Genomic DNA, 21796 nt, shown 5'->3' with positions numbered 1-21796 from the left:
AATAAAGTTAAACAATTCCTACAAAATGAATTAGATTTAAGACAAGTTTTTATTTGATATAATTGTTTTATTTTTGCTATGAACAGAAAACCTACAAACCTTTGTCTGAATTTAAAACAGGTCTAGAATTTGCAAAACAGCAGGACCAAAACGATATATTAAAATCGTATCGCGACGCATTCTACTTACCCAAAAACAAAAATGGGGAACCACTTATTTACATGACAGGGAATTCGCTTGGACTACAACCAAAAGCGACAAAACAATATATTAACCAAGAACTAGAAGACTGGGCAAACTTAGGTGTAGAAGGTCATTTTGAAGCTAAAACACCTTGGTTACCATATCATGAGTTTTTAACTGAAAGTATGGCGCATGTTGTTGGCGCAAAACCAATTGAGGTTATTGTAATGAATACGCTTACTGCCAACCTACATTTTATGATGGTTTCATTTTACAAACCAACAAAAAAACGCTATAAAATTTTAATTGAAAGTGATGCTTTTCCTTCAGATAAATATGCTGTAGAATCTCAATTGCGCCATCATGGATATGATGATAAAGATGGTGTTATACTTTGGAAACCTAGAGAAGGCGAAGAACTTTTAAATTATGATGATTTAGAAGCTATTTTAGAAGCTCAAGGCAATGAAATTGCCCTAATTATGCTTGGCGGCATAAACTATTATACCGGTCAATTTTTCGATTTAAAACGTATTGCAACGTTAGGCCATAAATATGGTTGTAATGTTGGTTTCGATTGTGCTCACGGTGCAGGAAATGTTCAATTAAATTTACACGATTCTGGTGCCGATTTTGCTGTTTGGTGCACTTATAAATACTTAAATGCTGGTCCTGGTAGCTTGGCAGGCTGTTTTGTACACGAGCGTCATGCCCATAATAGAGAGTTAAATAGATTTACAGGCTGGTGGAGCCACAATAAAAAAACACGTTTTAATATGCGTGGTGAATTCGACCAACTTCCTGGTGCGGAAGGCTGGCAACTTAGCAACCCGCCTATTTTATCTATGGCAGCAATAAAAGCTTCTTTAGATATGTTTCAAGAAGTTGGTATAGAAAAACTCACAGCAAAATCTAAAAAACTAACTGGTTATTTCGAGTTTTTACTTAATGATTTAGGTGAAGATGCTATTAAAATCATTACACCAACAAACCCAGACGAGCGTGGTTGCCAACTTTCTATTCAAGTTAAAAATGCAAACAAAACATTACATAACAAACTCACCGAAGCTGGTGTAATTAGCGATTGGCGCGAGCCCGATGTAATTCGCTGTGCACCTGTACCTCTCTACAATTCTTTCGAAGATGTATACCAATTAGTTGAAAAATTAAAAACTATTTTAAATGAGTAAACAACAAAACGTAATTATTATAGGAGCAGGACTTTGCGGAAGTTTACTTGCTCTACGCATGGGGCAGCGCGGATATCGCGTTTCGGTTTTCGAAATGCGTCCCGATTTACGAAAGGTAGACATTAGTGCAGGCCGCTCTATAAATTTAGCCTTTTCCGATCGTGGTAACAAAGCCATGAAACTTGTTGGTTTAGAAGATAAAGCGCAAGCCTTATCCATTCCCATGCATGGCCGTATGATTCATGATAAAGAAGGTAACACCTTTCAATCTAATTACAGCGGAAGAACTCACGAATACATCAACTCCATTTCTCGTGGCGATTTAAATAGCCTACTTTTAAATGAAGCCGAACAGCACGAAAACGTAAATATATATTTCAATAAAAAATGTAAATCAGTAGATTTTGAAAATACCTCTGCGTTATTCAAAGATTACGAAACCAAACTCGAATTTACAGAAAACGCCGATATTATAATAGCTACCGATGGTGCAGGATCTGCTTTAAGAAAAAGTTACTTTTTAGGTAAAAAATTCCTATTTAGTTTTTCGCAAGATTACCTATCTCACGGCTATAAAGAATTAAGCATACTTCCAACAAAATCGGGCGATTACAAAACACACAAAAACGCATTGCATATTTGGCCTCGAGGCGATTTTATGCTTATTGCTTTGCCTAATTTAGACGGAAGTTTTACCGTTACTTTATTTTTAAGTTACAGCAAAGGCGAATATAATTTCGATAACCTAACAACACCAGAGCGAGTAGAAGCCTTTTTCAACAAAGAATTCCCAGATGCTTTAGAGCTCATGCCGAATTTAACACAAGACTTTTTTGAAAATCCAACCGCTGCATTAGGCACCGTAAAATGTTCGCCATGGCATTACAAAGGCAATACGCTTTTAATGGGCGATGCGGCTCACGCTATTGTCCCTTTTTACGGCCAAGGAATGAACGCTGCTTTTGAAGATGTTGTAGAATTTGATGCTATTTTAGATGAATATGAAGGCGATTGGCAAACCGTTTTTGAACGTTACGAAAATCATCGTAAAAAAGACACCGATGCTATTGCAGATTTAGCACTCGATAACTTTTTAGAAATGCGTGATCATGTGGCACATCCTATTTTTCAAGAAAAGCGTAAAATAGAAATGGCTTTAGAAAAAGAGTTTCCTACCAAATACTCTTCAAAATATAGCTTGGTCACTTTTAACGAAAACATAGGCTATCAAGAGGCTATGCTAAAAGGGCGTGCTCAAGATAAAGCCATTCTTAGTCTTTTAAAGAATAAAAGTATAACGCCATCAGAAAACTTAAATAGTATTCTAAAAAAGGTGCAACAAGAAACCGAAAACATCTTAAATCTAAATTCTGCTTTTTAGAAAATTGTAGTTCCAAAAACCAATTAATATTTAACATTTGGAATATATAGAATTCATTATAAATTGTAACTTTATAAAAACTTAATTCAAAATATAAAAAATGAGTAAACTAGTTTCTCCTTTAAATTTTAAAGCTTGGATTGAAGAAAACAGACATTTATTAAAACCACCCGTTGGTAACAAAGTGGTTTGGAAAGATGCCGATTTTATTGTTATGGTTGTTGGTGGTCCAAACAGCCGAAAAGATTATCATTACAATGAAACTCCAGAGTTTTTCTATCAAATTGAAGGCGATATTGTTTTAAAAATTATTCATAAAGGCACGCCTAAAGATGTACATATAAAAGAAGGTGATATTTATTTATTACCAGCAAAAGTGCCACATTCTCCGCAACGTGGAGCCAACACTGTTGGTTTAGTTATCGAGTACAAACGCCCAGAAGGTACTAAAGATGCTTTAGTTTGGTTTTGCGAAAACTGTGTAACCAAACTTTACGAAGAAGATTTTACACTAGAGAATATTGAAACCGATATGCCTAAAATTTTCGATAATTATTATAGCGATCAGCACAAACGCACCTGCCCAAATTGCAGTGAAGTTATGCTACCTCCTAAAAAGGTTAAAATTGAATAGCACTTTTTAAAACTTTAGATATTCCTGTTTAAAGTCGTGTTTTCTAAACAACATAAAACTTTTTTCGCTTTCGCTGAAACAAAACACATGAAACGTAAACTTAGAATTAACGGACATTCGCACTTACTTCCCTATCCGGAAGAAATACCAGATTACATGCAAGAAAAAGGCATTTTTTGGGTGGATAAAGACCGGAAATTTATGCTTCAAAAAGATTGGAAACGCCCCGTAACCGACTCTAGTTTTTTCCTAGATGAAAAATTAGAATGGATGGAGCGCAACAAGCTAGATCATGCTGTGGTTTTAAACCTATCGCAACTTTACGGCAATGGTTTACGTGTTGAAGAAATGAAAAAGGCGTTACGTTTTCAAAACGATTTTAACGCACGTATTCAGCGAGAACACCCTAGTAAATTCACTTGTGGCTTTGTGGTGCATCCAGGTTTTATTCGTAGTGCCTGTTGGGAAATTGAACGTTGCGTAGAAACGCATGGTATGCAATTGCTTTGCTTACCAACGCACTACATGGATACCATTGGCACATGGCGTTGTATTTTTGATGAAGAAAACGAACCTATTTTCGAGCTAGCTAACAAATACAATTTAGCTGTAGAAATACACCCGTACGATGGTGAAAAATTTATAAAATTAGAAAACACATCTTGGCGTTTTCATCTTATTTGGATGTTGGCACAATGTGGCGATGCATATCATTTTTTAACATTAAATGGTTATCAAGAAAAATATCCAAATATGCGTACTTGCTTTGCTCATGGCGGACAGTTGGCGCAAATTAATTTGGGCCGACGTATTCAAGGTTTTGATGGCAGACCCGATTTATTCGAAGGTAAACACCACCCAAGAAAAGCCGTGGGGCATAAAAACATATTCTTCGACACTTTGGTGCATGATACTGGCGGACTAGAATTACTGATTAGAAATCACGGTTCTAAACAAGTTATCATGGGGCTCGACGATCCTTATCCTTTAGGTGAAATGGAAAGTGATAAACAATCATCATACCCAGGGAAAATTTTAGATTTGGCCATAGAACGCGACATTATTACCACTACCGAATACGATGATATTTGGGAAAACAACGTGGTACAATGGCTTTGTGGTGATGATGAAGCCGCAAAACAAAAATTAATTAAAAGGATTTTAGGTTAGATGCTCATCCATGTTTTAATTTTATCCGAATAACTCCGTCCGGAAGTCACGCTTAATACGCCTTTATTATTCAATTTAAAAATAAACCGACTGTTGAAGTATTTCTGAACTTCTTCAACATAATTTGTGTTGATTACAAACGCCCGATGTACTCTTAAAAAGTAATCGGGTAACTGTGTATCAAGTTGGGTTAACGATTTTTCGGTTAAAAAAACACCTTTATTTGTTACTATGCTGACGTATTTATCATTGGCTTCGAAGTATATGATGTCTTCTAATTTTATAAAAATCAGTTTATCATCTTTTTTCACGGTTATTGAGGTCATTACCTTTTGCTTCTTTTGAGCCGATAATTCTCGAACAACTTTTAAAATATCTTGTGAAGCATCTTTATTATTGAATAATTTCAACTTATCAATGGTTTTCTCCAAACGTTCCAAACGCACAGGTTTTACCAAATAATCTACGCTATTAGTTTCAAAGGCCTTTAATGCATACTCATCGTGTGCTGTACAAAATACAATTAACGGTATTTTATCTAATGCTTCGATTAATTCAAACCCATTGATTACCGGCATCTCAATATCCAAAAAAATAAGATCTGGTTTTAAAACCTCAATCTGCTGTTTAGCCTCTCTCCCATTTATTGCAAACCCAACAATATCAATACTCTCAGGGAAATTTAAAAGTAATTTTTCTAAACGCGTTCTTGCTAAAGGCTCATCGTCAATTATTAAGGTTGAATAGGGTTTATTCATCTTAATTAATATTTTTTATTGTGATTACTATTTCTTTTTTTGGTGTATTCGTCCAACTTAAATCTGCCTTTTCGCCATAACTTAAGCGTAACAAATCAAAAACCGTTTGCAATCCATGACCACTAACCAATCCATCTGGAAAATCAGGACCGTTATCATGAACAGATATAACAATATCTGAATTATTTCTAACAATTTTCAATTCAATTTTACAGTTATTTTCAATTTTAGAAATACCGTGTTTTACAGCGTTTTCAATAATTGGTTGAATAAGAAACATCGGAATTTCTATAGTTTCCAAACTTTCGTCAACACTAATATTGAAAGATAAGCGGTCTCCAAAACGAATTTGTTCTACTTCCAGATAGTTTTTAACCATTTCTACCTCATCGCCAATAGTACTGTTCTTTTTTCCTTTTCGGTTGATGGTATATTTAAACAAATCGGATAAAGACAATGCCATTTTTTCAGTTTTATCAGCATCTGTTTGTGCTAAACTTGCTATAGAATTTAAGGCATTGTATAAAAAATGCGGGTTTATTTGAGATTGTAATAATCTGACTTCGGCTTGAGCATTGGCTGCTTTTAGATTACTTAGTTCTATGTCTTTTTGTTTTATGAGGTTATCTGAAAAGTGGTCTAGGTATAATAAAACACCTCGTCCTAATGAAAAAAGAAAAGCCCATGTAAAAGGTGATCTCCATCCTAAAAAAAAATTATAATTTTTATCCCAATTTAAATCAGGAAATTTATTCCAGTTAATAAGGAATTGAAAAAAGAAAGGAACTAAAAAACCGAAAAAAGTGAAACTTATTTTTAATACCAACTGAGTAGTAAAACTCATTTCTCCTTTAATAACATACCTATCAAATAGCCATAAAAAGAAAGCTATAAGGGCTACGTTTTTAAACCAAACCAAACTGACAGGCCAATAATTTTCTTGATTAAAAGGTTTTCCGGTATTAAAAAAATAACTGTCAACAAAATTCATTTCAATAACACATATGTAGGCTATGAAAATAGGTACAAAATAGCTTAAATATTGAAATCGATATTGTCTCTTGTACAGAATACTAAAAGATAAAAAAAAGAATACCATAGTCAAAATAGCACGCGTCCAATTGGCCAATAGCTTAGTATTTTCTTTATCTACAAGATTATCAGCAGACCACCTTGGATATGTTTTAAACATATAATTTCTATAGTCTTCTAACAAAGTTGGTGAATAGAATTTTTGGAGTAAAAACTTATCATATTCAGTAAAATCAAGATGCCATGAAGAAGCTTTATTACTATTCAGCATCGCTCCTACAACTTCAGATTCACGATTAGTTCTTTCCTTAAATAGACTTGCACATGATATCATTCTAACTAAATAGAACCTCATCATTTCCATTCTTTCTTTTACAGTTTGGCTTTCATGAAACTTAAAAGTAAATTGTCGACTATTGGGAACATAATCTCTTTTATTGGGTCCAAGACCTCTTGTTCGGCTATTTACCAATTTCGTTCCATAATAATTAAGACTAACCGTTTTCAAGAACCTTTCATCATATAATGTATAAGCTTCTTTTTTTGATTCTACTTCTGTAATCCAAAGAGTTAAAGCGCGTCCCTTCAACTTAGAAAACTTGAACCCGTTTACTACCTTGGGATCATCACTTTGAGGAACTCTTAATGAACTAGCACCTGTATAGTTTCTAAAATAATCGATATCCTTATCGGGTAATACCCCCCTTAGCTCATCAAAAACAGACTCTAAAGCTGTACTATCTGGAGAACGAGGATTTACTAATTCTATTAATATAGGACCTGAATGACTATGAAAATTTTCTATTTCTCCATCAAATAGACGTTCCTTTACATATTCCCATTTATCATCTTTTGGTAAATCAGGATAATAATTAAGACGGTTGGCACTTTTACTAGAACCTGAGATTACAATAACAGGAATACTTATAAGAATAAGAGCAAGTAAAATGAGTCTTTTCATAATTGTAAATTTAACTATTTATAAAGCTCAAAGAAACTTGTTATCTTTTAATATTGAAACTTATTTCTGACGAACTGCATATATAGTTTCTAAATTACAATGAAATTAAAAACGGATCTATAAAAAAGTAATACTTTTGTTTTTTATTTATTACGAAAAGAACAAATTCTAAATGCACTTTTTACCCGAAGAATTAGACGCCTACGTTGTAAACCATTCTGAAGATGAACCTTCATTATTACAGCAACTTACGCGCGAAACATATCAAAAAATATTACAACCTATCATGCTCAGCGGTCCCTACCAAGGGCGCGTTTTAAGCATGATTTCTAAACTTAAAAATCCAAAAAACATTTTGGAACTCGGCACTTTTACAGGTTATGCCTCTTTATGTTTAGCTGAAGGTTTACAAAAAGATGGTGAGTTACACACTATTGATGTGAATGAGGAACTGTTTGATTTTCAACGTAAATATTTCGATAAATCGGAATACGGAAACCAAATTTTTCAGCATCTCGGGAATGCCATTGACATTATCCCAACCTTAGACAAAACCTTCGATTTAATTTTTATTGATGCCGATAAACCGAACTACGTCAATTATTTTCATTTAATTATTGAAAAACTAAATCCCGGTGGCATTATTATTTCCGATAATGTATTGTGGCATGGTAAAGTGATTGAGCCTCTAGACCCTAAAGATAAATCGACTAAAGCTGTTTTGGATTACAACACACTTTTAAAAGAAGATCCAAGAATAGAAACTGTTGTTTTACCAATTCGAGATGGGCTAACGGTGAGTAGAAAACGATAAAAATTAATAAGATTTTCGCTTTCGCGGAAATTGGAAAGCATATATTTTAAATGTTTAGTAAAGAAGAATCAAGAAAAATGAGAGAAGAATTCTGGACCAGTTTCGGAAAATCTTTCCCACGAAAGTGGATTTTATACAACACAAAATTAAAAGGTTTAAGTTTTAAATTTCATTTTGATAACCGAAGTGCTTTAATCGCTTTAGATCTTGAAGACGATTTGGAACACCGCATAAACCATTGGGAGAAACTAGAGGCTTTAAAATCTATTTTATTAGATGAATATTTGCCAGACGCCATTTACAACGAAGCTTATTTTTTAGATAATGAAAAAGAAATTTCGAGAATTTATGTACCGTTAGAACAAAAAGTTTCTATCCATAATAAAAACACATGGCGCGATGTGATGGAGTTTTTTAATATAAACATGAATTTATTTGAAGCTTTTTTCGAGGAATACAAAGATGTTATCGAAGGTTAATACCTCAACTAAACACTAGAACAACTTTTCCATTTCAAAATCGTCCATAACAAAGCCATTTCCAATATCGGTAACAGATGCTTTTACATTTTTAAAGCCTAATTTTTCGTAGGCTGCAATAGATGCTGTATTGTATTTATTCACCTTTAATCTTATGCCTAAAAGTTGTTGTTTTTTTGCTTCTTCATCTATAAAATTTAAAGCAACCCGACCAACACCTTTTCCTCTAGAGGTTTCTGCAACGTACAATTTACTTAAAAACAAAAAATCATCTTCTGGCTTAATTGCCATATAACCAACAGGTGTTTCGTTATGGATTAAACAGTAAAACTGCGCGCCTAAACGAACTTGTTCTTCAATCGCTTTCGCGGAATTAAATTTCGCTAACATATATTCTACCTGCTCTAAACCGATAATATCAGGATAATGCTGATGCCAAATTTGGCTCGCTAAGGTTTCTACTAATTTAAAATCCTCTTGAGTTTTTATACTTTTAACTGCTACCATATCACGTAATTAAAAATCATGAAAAAATGAAAAACGGCACCCGACAAAACAAACAAATGCCAAATAACATGGTTGTATGGAATTTTTTGAATAGCATAAAAAATAATACCGATGGTATAAGATAAACCGCCTGCAAACAAAAACAAAATTCCATCGCTTCCTATGCCTTCAGATAAAGATGTGAAATCGAAAACAATAAGCCAACCCATGACTAAATAGAGTAAGGTTGAAAAGAGTTCAAACCTTCCTGTAAAGAAAATTTTTAAAACAACTCCAAAAAGAGCAATACCCCAAACAACCCAAAACATTGGCCACCCAAAACTTTGGTCGAGCGTAATTAAACAAACAGGTGTGTAAGTTCCGGCTATAAGTACATAAATACTAATGTGATCTATAATCCGGAATATATGTTTTTGCTTCTCTTTTATAACAGAATGGTACAATGTTGATGCGGTAAACAATACAATAATAGAAATGCCATAAACAATAACGCTAAACAAACTCCAAGGTGTTTTGTGCGCATTGTATTTTATCAATAAAATTAAAGCTACAACACCTAAAACAGCACCAATTCCATGCGTTAAAGCATTCAGTTTTTCTTCAAAAGGTGTTTGAATTCGCATAATTTATGGTTTTTCGGGTGTGTTTCGCCACTTTTCTGTTAGGGTATAAAAATCGAATGGAATAGCCGATTTTTGACGTACTAATCGTCCGCTTTGAAAGTTTCGCTGTAGAATATCTTCAATTAAATAATCTTCTTTTTCATTTTCAGGATCGAATTCTCGTTTTAGTGAAATATCGAACATACTTGCCGTGGTATTATACCAAAAGGCACGCCAACCGTTTCGTAATTCCTTCACTAATTCAAACGTAGTAATTCCGGTTTGTCGATGTATTAACTTTACGAGTATTTGACCTTCGGTACGACTCATTTTTTTTAATTCATCTGAAAATTCACCTTCAATATATTTCTGTATTTTTCGAGTATATTTCCGCTTCTCACTATTTTTAGTAAGTGTTGCTAAATGCTTTGTTAAGGAATCTAACCGGTCTGCAGCCATTTTTGCATACGGATATACTTTTAATGTTTTTCGGCGTAAAATTAAATACCGAATACGAGCTTCTCTATTTTCAAATTTAAGACGATGTAAAATCATTACAGCATCTAAATCTATAGTTGTTCGCGGAATGCTATCGCCTTTTATTATCAAATATTTACCCACAGTAGTATCTTGCTCTACATCGCTAACTTGCGCGATAAGCAACACCGGGAATAAGAAGAATATGTATTTTAAAAATGTCGTCAAAATATCACAAGATAATTAGTATGTCAAAATTAATAATTTACTCCCTTTAAAACATTTTTTTTCTATTTATATTATTATTTTAGTGCAAAACTTAATAAAATGGCAAAGAAGAGTATACTGAACGAAAAGTCTATGGACTTTCTTGAAAAATATTTAAATAATGCAGCTCCTACCGGATACGAGTGGGAAGGACAGAAAATATGGATGGATTATTTAAAACCATATGTAGATACTTTTATCACAGACACCTATGGTACTGCGGTTGGGGTAATTAATCCGGATGCAAAATACAAGGTCGTGATTGAAGGACATGCTGATGAAATTTCGTGGTATGTTAATTATATTTCTGATGATGGACTTATTTACGTGATTAGAAACGGTGGTAGTGATCACCAAATTGCACCAAGTAAAATTGTAAATATCCATACTAAAAATGGTATTGTAAAAGGTGTTTTTGGTTGGCCAGCCATACACACAAGAAATAAAGCGAACGAAGAAGCTCCTAAACCTGACAATATTTTTATCGATTGTGGTTGCAAAACTAAGGAAGAGGTAGAAAAATTAGACATTCATGTTGGTTGTGTAATTACGTATCCGGATGAATTTCATATTTTAAATGGCGATAAATTTGTTTGTCGTGCATTAGATAACCGTATGGGTGGTTTTATGATTGCTGAAGTAGCTCGTTTACTAAAGGAAAATAAAAAAGAATTACCTTTTGGACTGTACATTACAAATTCTGTACAAGAAGAAATTGGCTTACGTGGTGCCGAAATGATTACCCAAACCATTAAACCAAATGTGGCTATTGTAACCGACGTAACACACGATACAACCACACCAATGATTGAAAAGAAATCTCAAGGTGACTTACAAATTGGTAGCGGACCTGTAATTGCTTATGCTCCTGCAGTACAACAAAAATTACGCGATTTAATTACAGAAACAGCACAGGCTAAAGGCATTCCTTTTCAACGCTCTGCTCTTTCTAGAGCTACTGGAACAGATACTGATGCTTTTGCTTACAGCAACGGCGGTGTAGCTTCTGCTTTAATTTCTTTACCACTTAGGTACATGCATACTACTGTAGAAATGGTGCATAGAGATGATGTTGAAAACGTTATTAAAATGATTTACGAAACGTTATTAAACATTAAAGGCGGCGAAACATTTAGTTATTTCGACTAATTAGATTTTAAATATAAAACATAAAAGCCTCATGTAAATGAGGCTTTTTTTAATCTTAGAATATGGACGAATATATAGATATTGTATCCGAAAATGGTGAACCAACGGGACAGGTCGCTTTAAAATCTGAAGCTCATAAAAATGGTTGGTTTCACAATACCATTCATCTTTGGTTGTTTACGCGTCAAGGTGAAATTTTGCTACAACAGCGCTCTCATAAAAAAGCCATCTACCCGCTACTTTGGGATGTATCGGCTGCTGGCCATATTGATGCCGGCGAATCTATAGAAACTGCTGCTATACGTGAAACTCAAGAAGAGTTAGGCTTATTACTTAAACCAAGTGATTTAATTAAAATTGGCGTTAATAAACATTTAACAGCTTATGCCGATGGTGCTATCCAGGACAATGAATTTCACCATGTTTTTATTGCTGAACTAAAAGTTGACATCACAGAACTTACTGCACAAGAGGAAGAAGTTGAAGCTTTAAAACTCGTTTCTTTCAGTCAGTTTAAATTACACTTAGAAAACAATACCGACAATCATTTTATAGCCTCAAACAAAGCATACTATCAGTTTGTACTCGATAAAATAAAGGCTGCTATTTAATAAATTTCAAAGTTTGTTTTTTACCATTTTCAGAATAAAAATCAATAAAATACATTCCTGAAGTTAATAAAGATACATCTATCGAGTTTCCTTCATCTAAAATAGATTTCAATAACAATTTTCCCTGAACATCAAAAACTTGATACTTCAATAAGGTTTCATTGGTTTTTATAAACAATAGATTCACTACAGGGTTTGGATAAACAGTTAAAGTTACCTCATCTTCCTGCTTATCGGTTCCTAAAGTATAATCGCCTAATTCGGCTACATAGCAATCTACCGAATCACCATCTTCTGTGCCACTCCAATCGCTTCCAAACAGCAATCGTGTTCCCGTTGGACTAATAGTTACGTGTGGTTCTCCCCAATAGCCAAGTTCTTTTTTATCACTTCTATGGTGAGCCACACGATATACATCGCCATCAAACTCATTGACTTTAGCTATAAATAATTCCTGATCTAATATTTGCACACCATCTTCTTGATACCCTAAACAAGATACAGCAACCCAACCACCTTCGCTGTTTTTATGTGCCAATGCAGAAATATGAGTTCCTGTTTTTGGATAAGCATAGCCTGCAACCGGAGTTACAGAAAAACAATATCCTGTTGTAGCATTGTGAGCCACTAAACTGCCTTGGCAATTATTATCGGGGCCTTCTTCAAAACCTATAGTGAAATAAGCATCGTCCCCATTACTTAACTTTCCAAGACAAGAATGCTCGGTACCATTGTTTAGATTGAAAGATCGTACAAAATTCCCGTTAGCATCGTACACATCACCTCGGTGGTAAAATAAATTCCCGCTAGGAAAAGGCATTGGAGCCACATATTCAATATTAGAAATATTGAATTGCGTTAAGGCACCTGTTGAAATACGGTAATAGTAAGCTGCCGTATTTCCACATCGAAAACTTATTACATCGGAATCCCAAGACATCATTTGGACATCATTTCCGCCTGTAATTCCGGTGGAACAACCAGAAGCTGTTTTTAAATTAACAAGTACGGTTTTTAATTGAGTGTCTACCGTATAGCGAATAAATTCAGTGGTGGTATTATCGATATAAAAAAACACATTAGGGTCTGTAAAATGCCAAAACACGGTTTCTACATCGTCAGGATTAATATCCGATAAATCTCGAACAAAGGCATATGTTTTACCATTTAGAAGTTTATGCGTACCACCACCATAAACAATCATTAAACTTTCATTGGCATTCCATGCTTGAGTAGAACTATACATAGGCGCAATAAATTGACCAGACGGCGCTTCCGTAATACGGCGAATATCTGTTCTAGGAAATGAAGGGTCGGCAACCACACTTAAATAACCCGGTTTATTTAACGCTTGCATTGGGTGTTGCTGTAAATCGTTAGCAATATATCCTTGCGATAAATCCTGTCCTTGCAAAAACTGAAAACTTAAAAAACTGAGAATTAAAAAGGAGTTTAATTTCATTTTTGAGGTATTTAATTATTTAGTTCGTAATTATGTACGTTAAAAAAAGCGAAAAAGTTTAAAAACCACTCACTAACATCATCAAAATCAATTTAATGGGCTTATTAATATCGGCAATCGCACCAGTTTTTCTAGTTATTATTTACATCTATATCAAAGATAAATACGAGAAAGAACCAAAACGCCTCATGCTTATCGCTTTTTTATTAGGCGCCGTAATTAGCATTATTATTACCTCGTTAATGTATTATGTTTTCGATTATATTTTACCACTAGACGATCACACTAGTCTTCTACAATTATTTCTAAAAGCCTTTTTGGTTGTCGCATTAACCGAAGAATTTAGCAAATATGTTATTGTACGCTATTTTGCTCAAGCTCGAAAAGCATTTAATGAACCTTTTGATGGCATTGTATATGCCGTAATGGTTTCCATGGGTTTTGCTGCTACCGAAAATATTTTTTACGTTTTTGAAAGCGGGTATGAAACGGCATTTCTACGCGCCCTAACCGCAATCCCAGCGCATGCGACTTTCGGTATTCTAATGGGCTATTTTATGGGAAAAGCTAAATTCTCTAACAATAAAATAGTTTTAAACTTAACGGGTTTACTACTCGCTGTAATTTTTCATGGCGCTTACGATTTCTTTTTATTCATCGACTTTATACCAGGAATTTGGATAGGTGCTTTCGTATCTCTTTTTATCGGGATTTTACTTTCTAGAAAAGCCATACAACACCATCAAAAAAACTCTCATTTTAAAACCGAGAGTTAAAACTTGTTCCTTATTTTTATAATATCTATAGCTAGATTTCTGCCGTAAATTAAAACACAACAACGCAAATACACCGCAAAACCTAGCACCTTAAAAATCATCCCATTAGTTCAACAACGCTTTAAACGATAGACTACTCTACTTTTGATTCAATAAAGTAAACATAACATTGAATCTTAAAATCCTTATATTTACTACAAACTAATCTGGATTTTATGGGTAAACAGTTTATCACGAAAGTGAACAATAATCAGGTTTTTGAAATTTCGAAAGAAGATGCATACCAACTAGATGCTATAAATACTTCTGAAAATAACAGACACATTCTTCATAATAACAAATCGTATCAAGTTGAGATTTCAGAAAATAATTTCTTAAACAAAACTTACACTATACAAGTTAATAACGCCACTTATAAAGTCAATATTTCTGATGATTTAGACAGACTTATAACCGAAATGGGCTTTGAAAATAGCGCATCTAAACACATTAATGAATTAAAGGCGCCAATGCCTGGATTGATTTTAGAGGTTTTTGTTAAAACAGGTCAAGAGGTTAAAGAAAACGATTCGCTTTTAATTTTGGAGGCCATGAAAATGGAAAACATAATTACTTCACCACGAGATGGAATTATCAAATCGATTTCTGCTGTAAAAGGTGATGCCGTAGAAAAAAACTATTTATTAATTGAATTTGAATAATTAATATAAAGCATGAAGAAAATATTAATTGCAAATCGAGGAGAAATAGCCATTCGAGTGATGAAAACGGCTCAGAAAATGGGCATAAAAACGGTTGCTGTATTTTCTACAGCAGACCGAAATGCACCGCATGTTAAATTTTCAGATCAAGCCGTTTGCATTGGCGAACCACCATCCAACCAATCGTATCTACGAGCCGATAAAATTATTGAAGTTGCTAAAAGCCTTAATGCCGATGCCATACATCCTGGCTATGGTTTTTTAAGTGAAAATGCCGCTTTTGCGGAAGCATGCGAGGCTAACAATATTATTTTTATTGGTCCAAAATCGAAAGCCATTAAAATAATGGGCAGCAAATTGGCAGCAAAAGATGCCGTAAAGCATTATAACATCCCAATGGTTCCGGGGATTGACGAAGCCATAACCGATGTTGAAAAAGCAAAAACCATTGCAAGAGAAATTGGGTTCCCTATTTTGATAAAAGCATCGGCAGGAGGTGGCGGAAAAGGCATGCGCGTTGTGGAACAAGAAGCCGATTTAGAATCGCAGATGAATCGCGCTATAAGCGAAGCCACATCTGCATTTGGAGACGGCTCCGTTTTTATTGAAAAATATGTGAGTTCTCCACGACATATAGAAATTCAAATTATAGCCGATAGTCACGGCAATGTTTTACACTTTTTTGAAAGAGAATGTAGCATACAGCGTCGTCATCAAAAAGTTATTGAAGAAGCGCCATCTTGTATTTTATCGCCAGAACTTCGTAAAAAAATGGGTGAAGCCGCTATAAAAGTGGCCAAATCTTGTGATTACTTGGGAGCAGGAACTGTTGAGTTTTTATTAGATGAAAATCAAAATTTTTATTTTTTAGAAATGAATACACGTCTGCAAGTGGAACATCCGGTAACGGAACTTATTTCTGGAGTAGATCTAGTTGAACTACAAATAAAAATTGCACGAGGCGAAGCACTTCAAATAAAACAAGACGATTTAAAAATTAAAGGGCACGCATTAGAGTTAAGGGTTTATGCCGAAGACCCTTTAAATAATTTTCTGCCAAGCGTAGGTAACTTAGAAGTTTACAAACTACCCGAAGGTGATAACATTAGAGTAGACAACGGTTTTGAGCAAGGCATGGATATCCCTATCTATTACGACCCCATGTTGGCAAAATTAATAACCTACGGAAAAACGAGAGAAGAAGCCATTCAGTTAATGATAAGAGCTATTGATAATTATCACGTTGAAGGCGTACAAACCACCTTAAATTTCGGAAAGTTTGTTTGTAACCATGAGGCTTTTCAATCAGGAAATTTCGATACGCATTTTGTAAAACAACATTATAATCCGGAAGCTATTAAAGCTGAATCGGAAACTGAAGCCCAAATTGCCGCACTCATTGCCGTTAAACAATATTTAGAAGACCAGAAGGTTTTACGATTACCTATTAAGTAGGCAACATTAAAACCTCTGAATAACAAAAAACCATGGATTCAAAAGTAGATCAACTAAACAAACGTATTGCCGAAGCTCATTTAGGTGGCGGACAAAAACGCATAGATAAACAACACGCCAAGAAAAAACTAACCGCGAGAGAACGTGTAAATTACATAATGGACCAAGGTTCTTTTGAAGAAACTGGTGCATTGGTAACGCACCGAACCACAGATTTTGGTATGGAAAACCAATTGTATTATGGTGATGGTGTTATTACAGGCTATGGCACTATTAACGGTAGATTGGTATATATTTACGCCCAAGATTTTACTGTTTTTGGTGGTGCCTTATCGGAAACTCATGCTGAAAAGATTTGTAAAATAATGGATTTGGCTGTAAAAGTAGGCGCTCCTATTATCGGTTTAAATGATTCTGGTGGCGCTCGAATTCAAGAAGGTGTACGCTCGCTTGGTGGCTATGCCGATATTTTTTACAGAAATGTACAAGCCTCGGGAGTTATTCCTCAAATTTCTGCTATTATGGGCCCTTGTGCTGGTGGAGCCGTCTATTCTCCTGCCATGACGGACTTTACCTTAATGGTAGAAAACACAAGCTACATGTTTGTTACGGGTCCAAATGTTGTAAAAACGGTAACTAATGAAGAAGTGAGTAGTGAAGATTTGGGTGGCGCGCAAACCCATGCCTCCAAATCAGGTGTTGCTCATAAAACCTCAGCAAATGATATTGAATGCTTAGATGATTTAAAAACACTTTTAAGTTATTTACCACAAAACAACACCGAAACCGCAAAGCCTTTAGATTATAATTTACAAGATGAAGTTCGAGATGTGCTCGCCACTATTGTTCCTGATAACCCAAATAAACCCTATGATATGCATCAGGTTATTTCGGGAATTATCGATACCGATTCTTTTTACGAAATACATAAAGATTATGCCGAAAATATTATTGTAGGTTTTGCTCGCTTAGGTGGAAAAAGCATTGGTATTGTTGCCAACCAACCACAATTTCTTGCAGGAGTTTTAGATGTAAACAGTTCTAAAAAAGCAGCAAGATTTACACGTTTTTGCGATTGTTTTAATATACCATTGTTAGTGCTAGTAGATGTGCCTGGTTTTTTACCGGGAACAGATCAAGAATGGAATGGCATTATTGTAAACGGTGCTAAACTTCTATATGCCTTAAGTGAAGCTACAGTGCCACGAGTAACCGTAATTACCAGAAAAGCTTATGGTGGCGCTTACGATGTTATGAACTCTAAACACATTGGAGCCGACTTAAACTTTGCTTGGCCAGGTGCCGAAATTGCTGTTATGGGAGCCAAAGGTGCTAGTGAAATTATATTTAAAAAAGAAATTTCTAACGCCGAGAATCCTTCAGAAAAGCTTGCAGAAAAAGAAGCCGAATACGCCGAAAAATTCGCAAATCCGTACCGTGCAGCTCAACGTGGTTTTATAGATGAGGTTATTCTTCCTGAAGATACAAGAAGAAAATTAATTAAAGCTTTTGCTATGTTAGAAAATAAAGAAGTTAACGTTCCAAAACGTAAACACGGTAATATTCCGTTGTAACACTACAACATATTTACAATTTCGGCATTATACATAAAGGTATCTTGCCAGCGCGCGTATCTAGCGTCCGGTTTTTCTGCAAACACTAAATATTGACATTTGCCAATACTTTCGGGCGTTCTAGTTACTTCAGCTAAATTATTATTTCTAAATAAAAATTCAGAATCATCTACAACACACATTTGTAGTCTATTTAAATTTACTGCATTTAAGTAAAACAATCTATTCAATCGTTTTGGTGTAGCAATTACAATATCGGTACCGTAATAAATCTCATCACGTTGGTCATCAATATTTTTTTCATCGTAAGCACAATAAACACGTAAATCGGTACCTCGTTTATAGCTATTAAACTCTAGCTCTAAATCTAATGCTGTTTGCTTGTCTTTTACAAAAATAAGAGCTCTTGGTGCATCTTCATGAGCGTTTTTCAGTTTCTGAATAACACTTATAATCATACTCGATGTTTTCCCTGAACCTTTTGGCGCATAAACATACATGCTCGAACCACCTTTAATTCTAGACAAAATTTTCTTTTGAAGTGGCAATGGCGTTTCAATGCCTTTGGTTTTAAGCGTATCTTTTAATGGCTCAATTAGTTTTTTAAATGACATAAAATGAAGTTTCTTTTAATAGATTTTCAAAGATAGGCTTTTCATCATCCAAAAGAGAAACCTTAAAAACAAAAAAAAGACGCTCATTGCTGAACGCCTTTCTCTTTTACCTAAAAATTAGGCTGCTATTAAAACTCTAAATCGGCAACTAAATCGAATTCATCGTAAATAGCCTTATCTTTCAAACCATCAAAAAAGCTTGCAGAACCATACTTTACATCGTATTTCGTTCTATCTACTTTTAAGTTTGCGGTTGCTTTATTTCCATAAATAGAAATTGTAAATTTTACTGAATTTGTTTTTCCTTTAATGGTTAATTTCCCAGTAACATCATAAGAGTTTTTACCTGAAGCCTTAACATCTGTAAATTCTAAAGTTGATGTATTATGAGTTTCAACACCAAAGAAATCATCAGATTTTAAATGACCTTCAAGTTTTCCTTTATATTCGCCTTCTAAATCGGTAGACACTAAAGTTGTCATATCTATAGTGATGTTTCCGCCAATTAATTTATCGCCATCAAAATCTAAAGCACCAGACTGAATATCGATAGTCCCTTCGTGAGAACCTGTAACTTTATAACCTTTCCAAACCACTTTACTACTTTCGGTTTTAATTTCTTTTTTATCCTTTTCAATAGCTGTAAAAGAAAATGTAATAAGCGCTACAAAAGCAACAAGTGCTATATTTTTAATTGAATTTTTCATTGTGATATAAATTTATTTATCTGTTTATATATTATACCACAAAGGTGCAACGCTTTTAAAAACTATACATTGAAGTAGATTATTAAATAATGTTAATCTAGTTTAACATTTACTTTTATTCTGAAGTTCTATTTTTTTTAAGATGAAGAATTATTGGCTTTTTTGAGCCAGTTGACTTTTAATTTTACTAAGAAACTCTTTAGTAATACCAAGGTATGATGCTACTAAATATTGCGGAATACGTTTTTCGATTTTTGGATATTCCTTTTTAAAAATTACATAACGCTCTTTGGCAGTAAGGCTAAAACTGCGCACAATCCGTTTTTGCGAAGCCGTATATGCGCGCTCTACTATTTGTCTAAAAAAACGTTCTAGTTTAGGTATTTCCGTATATAATATTTCCGAATTATCGTAAACAAACATAACCACCTCAGTATTCTCCAAGCATTGCGTATTATAATCGGCAGGTGTTTGCGAAATAAAACTTCCCATATCAGAGGTCCACCAATTTTCTATTGCAAAAGATAATACATGCTCCTGCCCTTCTCTATCTAAATAAAAGGTTTTGGTACAACCCGAAATAACAAAACAAACATGTTTACAAACATCGCCTTGTTGTATAATATATTGCCCTTTTAAATACTGTCTATAAACCACTTTAGACTGCAAAAAAGCTTCCTCTTTGGGCGTTAAATCTACGTGGTTTTGTATGTAATCTAAAAGTGGTTTTATATTCATATACATGTAATTATTCGAATCAAATTTAGTGATAATAATATAACGTTAATAAATGTTAATTGAATACCTGTAGATTTATAATATTTTACCTTTGCCCGATGGAAAAAAACAAAAAAGTAAAGTTTGAATTCGTCGCTTTAATGGCATCCTTAATGTCTATTGTAGCTTTAACGATTGATGCACTTTTGCCGGCTTTACCCGAAATTGGAGCTTCGTTAGGTGCTACAAGCCCAAGCCAAAACCAGCTTTTAATTACCATGATTTTCTTAGGCATCGGTTTTGGTCAACTTATTTTTGGACCTATTTCAGATAGTTTTGGTCGTAAACCCATTGTTTATGTTGGTTTTGTTGTTTTTATTATTGCCAGTATTATTTGTGTTACAACAGAAAGTTACGAAATGATGCTTTTTGGGCGTATTCTGCAAGGTATTGGTTTGTCTTCACCAAGAAGTTTAAGTACATCTATGGTGCGTGATGAATTTAGTGGCGATTACATGGCTAAAATTTTATCTTTTGTGGTTATGTTTTTCATTTTAGTCCCGGTTATAGCCCCCATGTTTGGGCAATTTTTAATTAACCTTTTTAATTGGCAAGCTATATTTTACTTCAACCTAATTTTTGGTTTAATCATCATGATTTGGTTTTGGCTAAGACAACCTGAAACTTTACCAAAAGAGAAACGTATAAAATTCTCTTCGCATCTATTTGTAAATGGAGCTAAAGAGTTTTTTAAATATAAAGAATCTGTAGCATTCACACTAGTTTCTGGCTTTATTACTGGCTCGTTTATGGTGTATTTAAGTACCTCGCAACAAATTTTCCAAGAGCAATATGATTTAGCTGAAATGTTTCCATATATTTTTGCCAGTCTTGCGATCTCTATTGGTTTTGCCACATTTTTAAATAGCCAACTTGTTGAGCGATTTGGTATGATGAAAATTGCATATTACTCTACTCTAGCTTATGCTTTTATTTCGGTATTGTATGTGGTTTTATTTTCATCTGGACAAAACCCAAGTATTTATACTCTTATCTCATTTTTAGCTTTACAGTTTTTTGCTGTTGGTTTTTTATTCGGAAATTTACGAGCATTAGCCATGCAACCTATCGGGCATATTGCAGGAATTGGAGCAGCAATAAATGGTTTTTTATCAACTGTTTTAGCGGTACCTATTGCACATTATATTGGCACTTTTGTAAAAACATCGGTTTTACCACTGTTTATTGGATTTTCACTTTTTGGTATTTTATCTATTCTTGTTTTTGTTGTTTTGAAAAGAAAAGCACGTTTAGCAGCCGCATAAAACACATCTTTTTTAGATCATAAAATCACATAAATTATAGGGTTTAACATTTCCACCAAAATGTTAACACTTTCATATTTTTAAATAATACCATTTTTGAATATAAATTTGTCATCAATTTCGGGAATAACCTGCATTTTCATAGGGCATTTCATCAATAAAATGGCATTCTAACTTTACAATGCATAAGCTTCCGCACCAATAAAAACTTTCGTAATTTTGCTAGCTTATAAGTTTCACTTAGTAATAT

The 21796-nt window shown here is 34.1% G+C and carries 22 protein-coding genes; 13 read left to right on the top strand and 9 right to left on the bottom strand.

The genetic code is table 11. The features are described from left to right. Nucleotides 1–101: 101 nt before the first annotated feature. From kynU to V6246_RS13620, 4 genes are all read left to right on the top strand, one after another. Entirely contained in the window at nt 102–1373 is a 1272-nt protein-coding gene (gene kynU / locus V6246_RS13635) for a kynureninase (RefSeq protein WP_341560995.1), read from the top strand. Continuing rightward, the gene (locus V6246_RS13630) at nt 1366–2754 is read left to right on the top strand and encodes an FAD-dependent oxidoreductase (RefSeq protein ID WP_341560994.1); all 1389 of its coding nucleotides are present in this window, start codon (nt 1366–1368) and stop codon (nt 2752–2754) included. Before kynU ends, V6246_RS13630 begins: the two co-directional genes overlap by 8 nt. A 100-nt stretch (nt 2755–2854) precedes the next feature. Then, entirely contained in the window at nt 2855–3388 is a 534-nt protein-coding gene (locus V6246_RS13625) for a 3-hydroxyanthranilate 3,4-dioxygenase (protein ID WP_341560993.1), read from the top strand. 87 nt (nt 3389–3475) lie between these two features. Next, on the top strand, nt 3476–4558 hold the full coding sequence (locus V6246_RS13620) for an amidohydrolase family protein (RefSeq protein WP_341560992.1): 1083 nt from the start codon (nt 3476–3478) through the stop codon (nt 4556–4558). On the opposite strand, the gene V6246_RS13615 is transcribed toward V6246_RS13620, so the two are convergent. Both V6246_RS13615 and V6246_RS13610 read right to left on the bottom strand, forming a co-directional pair. Then, a complete protein-coding gene (locus V6246_RS13615; protein WP_341560991.1) occupies nt 4555–5316 on the bottom strand; it encodes a LytR/AlgR family response regulator transcription factor in 762 nt (253 codons plus the stop codon). The genes V6246_RS13620 and V6246_RS13615 overlap by 4 nt on opposite strands. Nucleotide 5317: 1 nt before the next feature. After that, nucleotides 5318–7309, bottom strand: coding sequence for a sensor histidine kinase (locus tag V6246_RS13610; protein ID WP_341560990.1), 1992 nt, complete (start codon nt 7307–7309; stop codon nt 5318–5320). A gap of 172 nt (nt 7310–7481) precedes the next feature. Here V6246_RS13610 and V6246_RS13605 point away from each other — a divergent pair, with 172 nt between their 5' ends. After that, nucleotides 7482–8123, top strand: coding sequence for an O-methyltransferase (locus V6246_RS13605; RefSeq protein ID WP_341560989.1), 642 nt, complete (start codon nt 7482–7484; stop codon nt 8121–8123). Between the two features lie 50 nt (nt 8124–8173). Beyond that, nucleotides 8174–8602: a DUF4268 domain-containing protein gene (locus V6246_RS13600; RefSeq protein ID WP_341560988.1), complete on the top strand. Its 429-nt coding sequence runs from the start codon at nt 8174–8176 to the stop codon at nt 8600–8602. Between the two features lie 15 nt (nt 8603–8617). Here the strand turns inward: V6246_RS13600 and V6246_RS13595 are convergent, their stop codons facing one another. Genes V6246_RS13595 through V6246_RS13585 form a run of 3 tightly spaced genes read right to left on the bottom strand, consistent with a single transcriptional unit; the run spans nt 8618 to nt 10419 of the window. Then, nucleotides 8618–9109 carry a GNAT family N-acetyltransferase gene (locus V6246_RS13595; protein ID WP_341560987.1) on the bottom strand — a complete coding sequence of 164 codons (492 nt, stop codon included), beginning with the start codon at nt 9107–9109 and terminating at the stop codon, nt 8618–8620. Further along, nucleotides 9103–9732, bottom strand: a complete 630-nt coding sequence (trhA, locus tag V6246_RS13590) for a PAQR family membrane homeostasis protein TrhA (RefSeq protein ID WP_341560986.1) — start codon at nt 9730–9732, stop codon at nt 9103–9105. The genes V6246_RS13595 and trhA overlap by 7 nt, the downstream gene beginning before the upstream one ends. A 3-nt stretch (nt 9733–9735) precedes the next feature. Beyond that, complete coding sequence (locus tag V6246_RS13585; protein ID WP_445819000.1) at nt 9736–10419, bottom strand: DUF4294 domain-containing protein; 684 nt, start codon at nt 10417–10419, stop codon at nt 9736–9738. A 96-nt stretch (nt 10420–10515) separates the two neighbouring features. On the opposite strand from V6246_RS13585, the gene V6246_RS13580 reads away from it, so the two are divergent. After that, nucleotides 10516–11604: a M42 family metallopeptidase gene (locus V6246_RS13580; RefSeq protein ID WP_341560985.1), complete on the top strand. Its 1089-nt coding sequence runs from the start codon at nt 10516–10518 to the stop codon at nt 11602–11604. Nucleotides 11605–11666: 62 nt separating this feature from the next. Next, entirely contained in the window at nt 11667–12215 is a 549-nt protein-coding gene (locus tag V6246_RS13575) for an NUDIX hydrolase (protein ID WP_341560984.1), read from the top strand. On the opposite strand, the gene V6246_RS13570 is transcribed toward V6246_RS13575, so the two are convergent. Further along, on the bottom strand, nt 12208–13677 hold the full coding sequence (locus V6246_RS13570; RefSeq protein ID WP_341560983.1) for a T9SS type A sorting domain-containing protein: 1470 nt from the start codon (nt 13675–13677) through the stop codon (nt 12208–12210). The two genes, V6246_RS13575 and V6246_RS13570, sit on opposite strands and share 8 nt — an antisense overlap. A gap of 95 nt (nt 13678–13772) precedes the next feature. On the opposite strand from V6246_RS13570, the gene V6246_RS13565 reads away from it, so the two are divergent. The 4 genes from V6246_RS13565 to V6246_RS13550 all read left to right on the top strand — a co-directional run bounded on the left by V6246_RS13565 (nt 13773) and on the right by V6246_RS13550 (nt 18183). Further along, the gene (locus tag V6246_RS13565; protein ID WP_341560982.1) at nt 13773–14453 is read left to right on the top strand and encodes a PrsW family intramembrane metalloprotease; all 681 of its coding nucleotides are present in this window, start codon (nt 13773–13775) and stop codon (nt 14451–14453) included. Nucleotides 14454–14668: 215 nt separating this feature from the next. Next, on the top strand, nt 14669–15154 hold the full coding sequence (locus V6246_RS13560) for a biotin/lipoyl-containing protein (RefSeq protein ID WP_341560981.1): 486 nt from the start codon (nt 14669–14671) through the stop codon (nt 15152–15154). Between the two features lie 12 nt (nt 15155–15166). After that, complete coding sequence (gene accC / locus V6246_RS13555) at nt 15167–16609, top strand: acetyl-CoA carboxylase biotin carboxylase subunit (protein ID WP_341560980.1); 1443 nt, start codon at nt 15167–15169, stop codon at nt 16607–16609. A gap of 32 nt (nt 16610–16641) precedes the next feature. Then, nucleotides 16642–18183 (top strand): acyl-CoA carboxylase subunit beta, encoded by a 1542-nt coding sequence (locus V6246_RS13550; RefSeq protein ID WP_341560979.1) that lies wholly within the window; start codon nt 16642–16644, stop codon nt 18181–18183. A gap of 2 nt (nt 18184–18185) precedes the next feature. Here V6246_RS13550 and V6246_RS13545 read toward each other — a convergent pair whose 3' ends face one another. The 3 genes from V6246_RS13545 to V6246_RS13535 form a co-directional block, all read right to left on the bottom strand. Next, nucleotides 18186–18797, bottom strand: a complete 612-nt coding sequence (locus V6246_RS13545) for a DEAD/DEAH box helicase (protein ID WP_159018361.1) — start codon at nt 18795–18797, stop codon at nt 18186–18188. Nucleotides 18798–18925: 128 nt separating this feature from the next. Continuing rightward, nucleotides 18926–19504, bottom strand: a complete 579-nt coding sequence (locus tag V6246_RS13540; protein WP_341560978.1) for a YceI family protein — start codon at nt 19502–19504, stop codon at nt 18926–18928. Nucleotides 19505–19654: 150 nt separating this feature from the next. Then, entirely contained in the window at nt 19655–20242 is a 588-nt protein-coding gene (locus V6246_RS13535) for a Crp/Fnr family transcriptional regulator (protein ID WP_341560977.1), read from the bottom strand. Between the two features lie 98 nt (nt 20243–20340). Here V6246_RS13535 and V6246_RS13530 point away from each other — a divergent pair, with 98 nt between their 5' ends. Then, nucleotides 20341–21546 carry a multidrug effflux MFS transporter gene (locus tag V6246_RS13530; protein ID WP_341560976.1) on the top strand — a complete coding sequence of 402 codons (1206 nt, stop codon included), beginning with the start codon at nt 20341–20343 and terminating at the stop codon, nt 21544–21546. Nucleotides 21547–21796: the final 250 nt, after the last annotated feature.

This window comes from Algibacter sp. TI.3.09 (assembly GCF_038154905.1).
GTDB lineage: Bacteria > Bacteroidota > Bacteroidia > Flavobacteriales > Flavobacteriaceae > Algibacter.
This window is presented reverse-complemented; position numbering and strand designations above follow the sequence as displayed.

Bases quoted from the DNA above. Each gene is read 5' to 3' on its own strand.
- V6246_RS13630 (WP_341560994.1), top strand. From the start codon at position 1,366: ATGAGTAAACAACAAAACGTAATTATTATAGGAGCAGGACTTTGCGGA.
- V6246_RS13625 (WP_341560993.1), top strand. From the start codon at position 2,855: ATGAGTAAACTAGTTTCTCCTTTAAATTTTAAAGCTTGGATTGAAGAA.
- V6246_RS13620 (WP_341560992.1), top strand. From the start codon at position 3,476: ATGAAACGTAAACTTAGAATTAACGGACATTCGCACTTACTTCCCTAT.
- V6246_RS13615 (WP_341560991.1), bottom strand. From the start codon at position 5,316: ATGAATAAACCCTATTCAACCTTAATAATTGACGATGAGCCTTTAGCA.
- V6246_RS13610 (WP_341560990.1), bottom strand. From the start codon at position 7,309: ATGAAAAGACTCATTTTACTTGCTCTTATTCTTATAAGTATTCCTGTT.
- V6246_RS13605 (WP_341560989.1), top strand. From the start codon at position 7,482: ATGCACTTTTTACCCGAAGAATTAGACGCCTACGTTGTAAACCATTCT.
- V6246_RS13600 (WP_341560988.1), top strand. From the start codon at position 8,174: ATGTTTAGTAAAGAAGAATCAAGAAAAATGAGAGAAGAATTCTGGACC.
- V6246_RS13595 (WP_341560987.1), bottom strand. From the start codon at position 9,109: ATGGTAGCAGTTAAAAGTATAAAAACTCAAGAGGATTTTAAATTAGTA.
- trhA (WP_341560986.1), bottom strand. From the start codon at position 9,732: ATGCGAATTCAAACACCTTTTGAAGAAAAACTGAATGCTTTAACGCAT.
- V6246_RS13580 (WP_341560985.1), top strand. From the start codon at position 10,516: ATGGCAAAGAAGAGTATACTGAACGAAAAGTCTATGGACTTTCTTGAA.
- V6246_RS13575 (WP_341560984.1), top strand. From the start codon at position 11,667: ATGGACGAATATATAGATATTGTATCCGAAAATGGTGAACCAACGGGA.
- V6246_RS13570 (WP_341560983.1), bottom strand. From the start codon at position 13,677: ATGAAATTAAACTCCTTTTTAATTCTCAGTTTTTTAAGTTTTCAGTTT.
- V6246_RS13565 (WP_341560982.1), top strand. From the start codon at position 13,773: ATGGGCTTATTAATATCGGCAATCGCACCAGTTTTTCTAGTTATTATT.
- V6246_RS13560 (WP_341560981.1), top strand. From the start codon at position 14,669: ATGGGTAAACAGTTTATCACGAAAGTGAACAATAATCAGGTTTTTGAA.
- accC (WP_341560980.1), top strand. From the start codon at position 15,167: ATGAAGAAAATATTAATTGCAAATCGAGGAGAAATAGCCATTCGAGTG.
- V6246_RS13550 (WP_341560979.1), top strand. From the start codon at position 16,642: ATGGATTCAAAAGTAGATCAACTAAACAAACGTATTGCCGAAGCTCAT.
- V6246_RS13545 (WP_159018361.1), bottom strand. From the start codon at position 18,797: ATGTCATTTAAAAAACTAATTGAGCCATTAAAAGATACGCTTAAAACC.
- V6246_RS13540 (WP_341560978.1), bottom strand. From the start codon at position 19,504: ATGAAAAATTCAATTAAAAATATAGCACTTGTTGCTTTTGTAGCGCTT.
- V6246_RS13535 (WP_341560977.1), bottom strand. From the start codon at position 20,242: ATGAATATAAAACCACTTTTAGATTACATACAAAACCACGTAGATTTA.
- V6246_RS13530 (WP_341560976.1), top strand. From the start codon at position 20,341: ATGGAAAAAAACAAAAAAGTAAAGTTTGAATTCGTCGCTTTAATGGCA.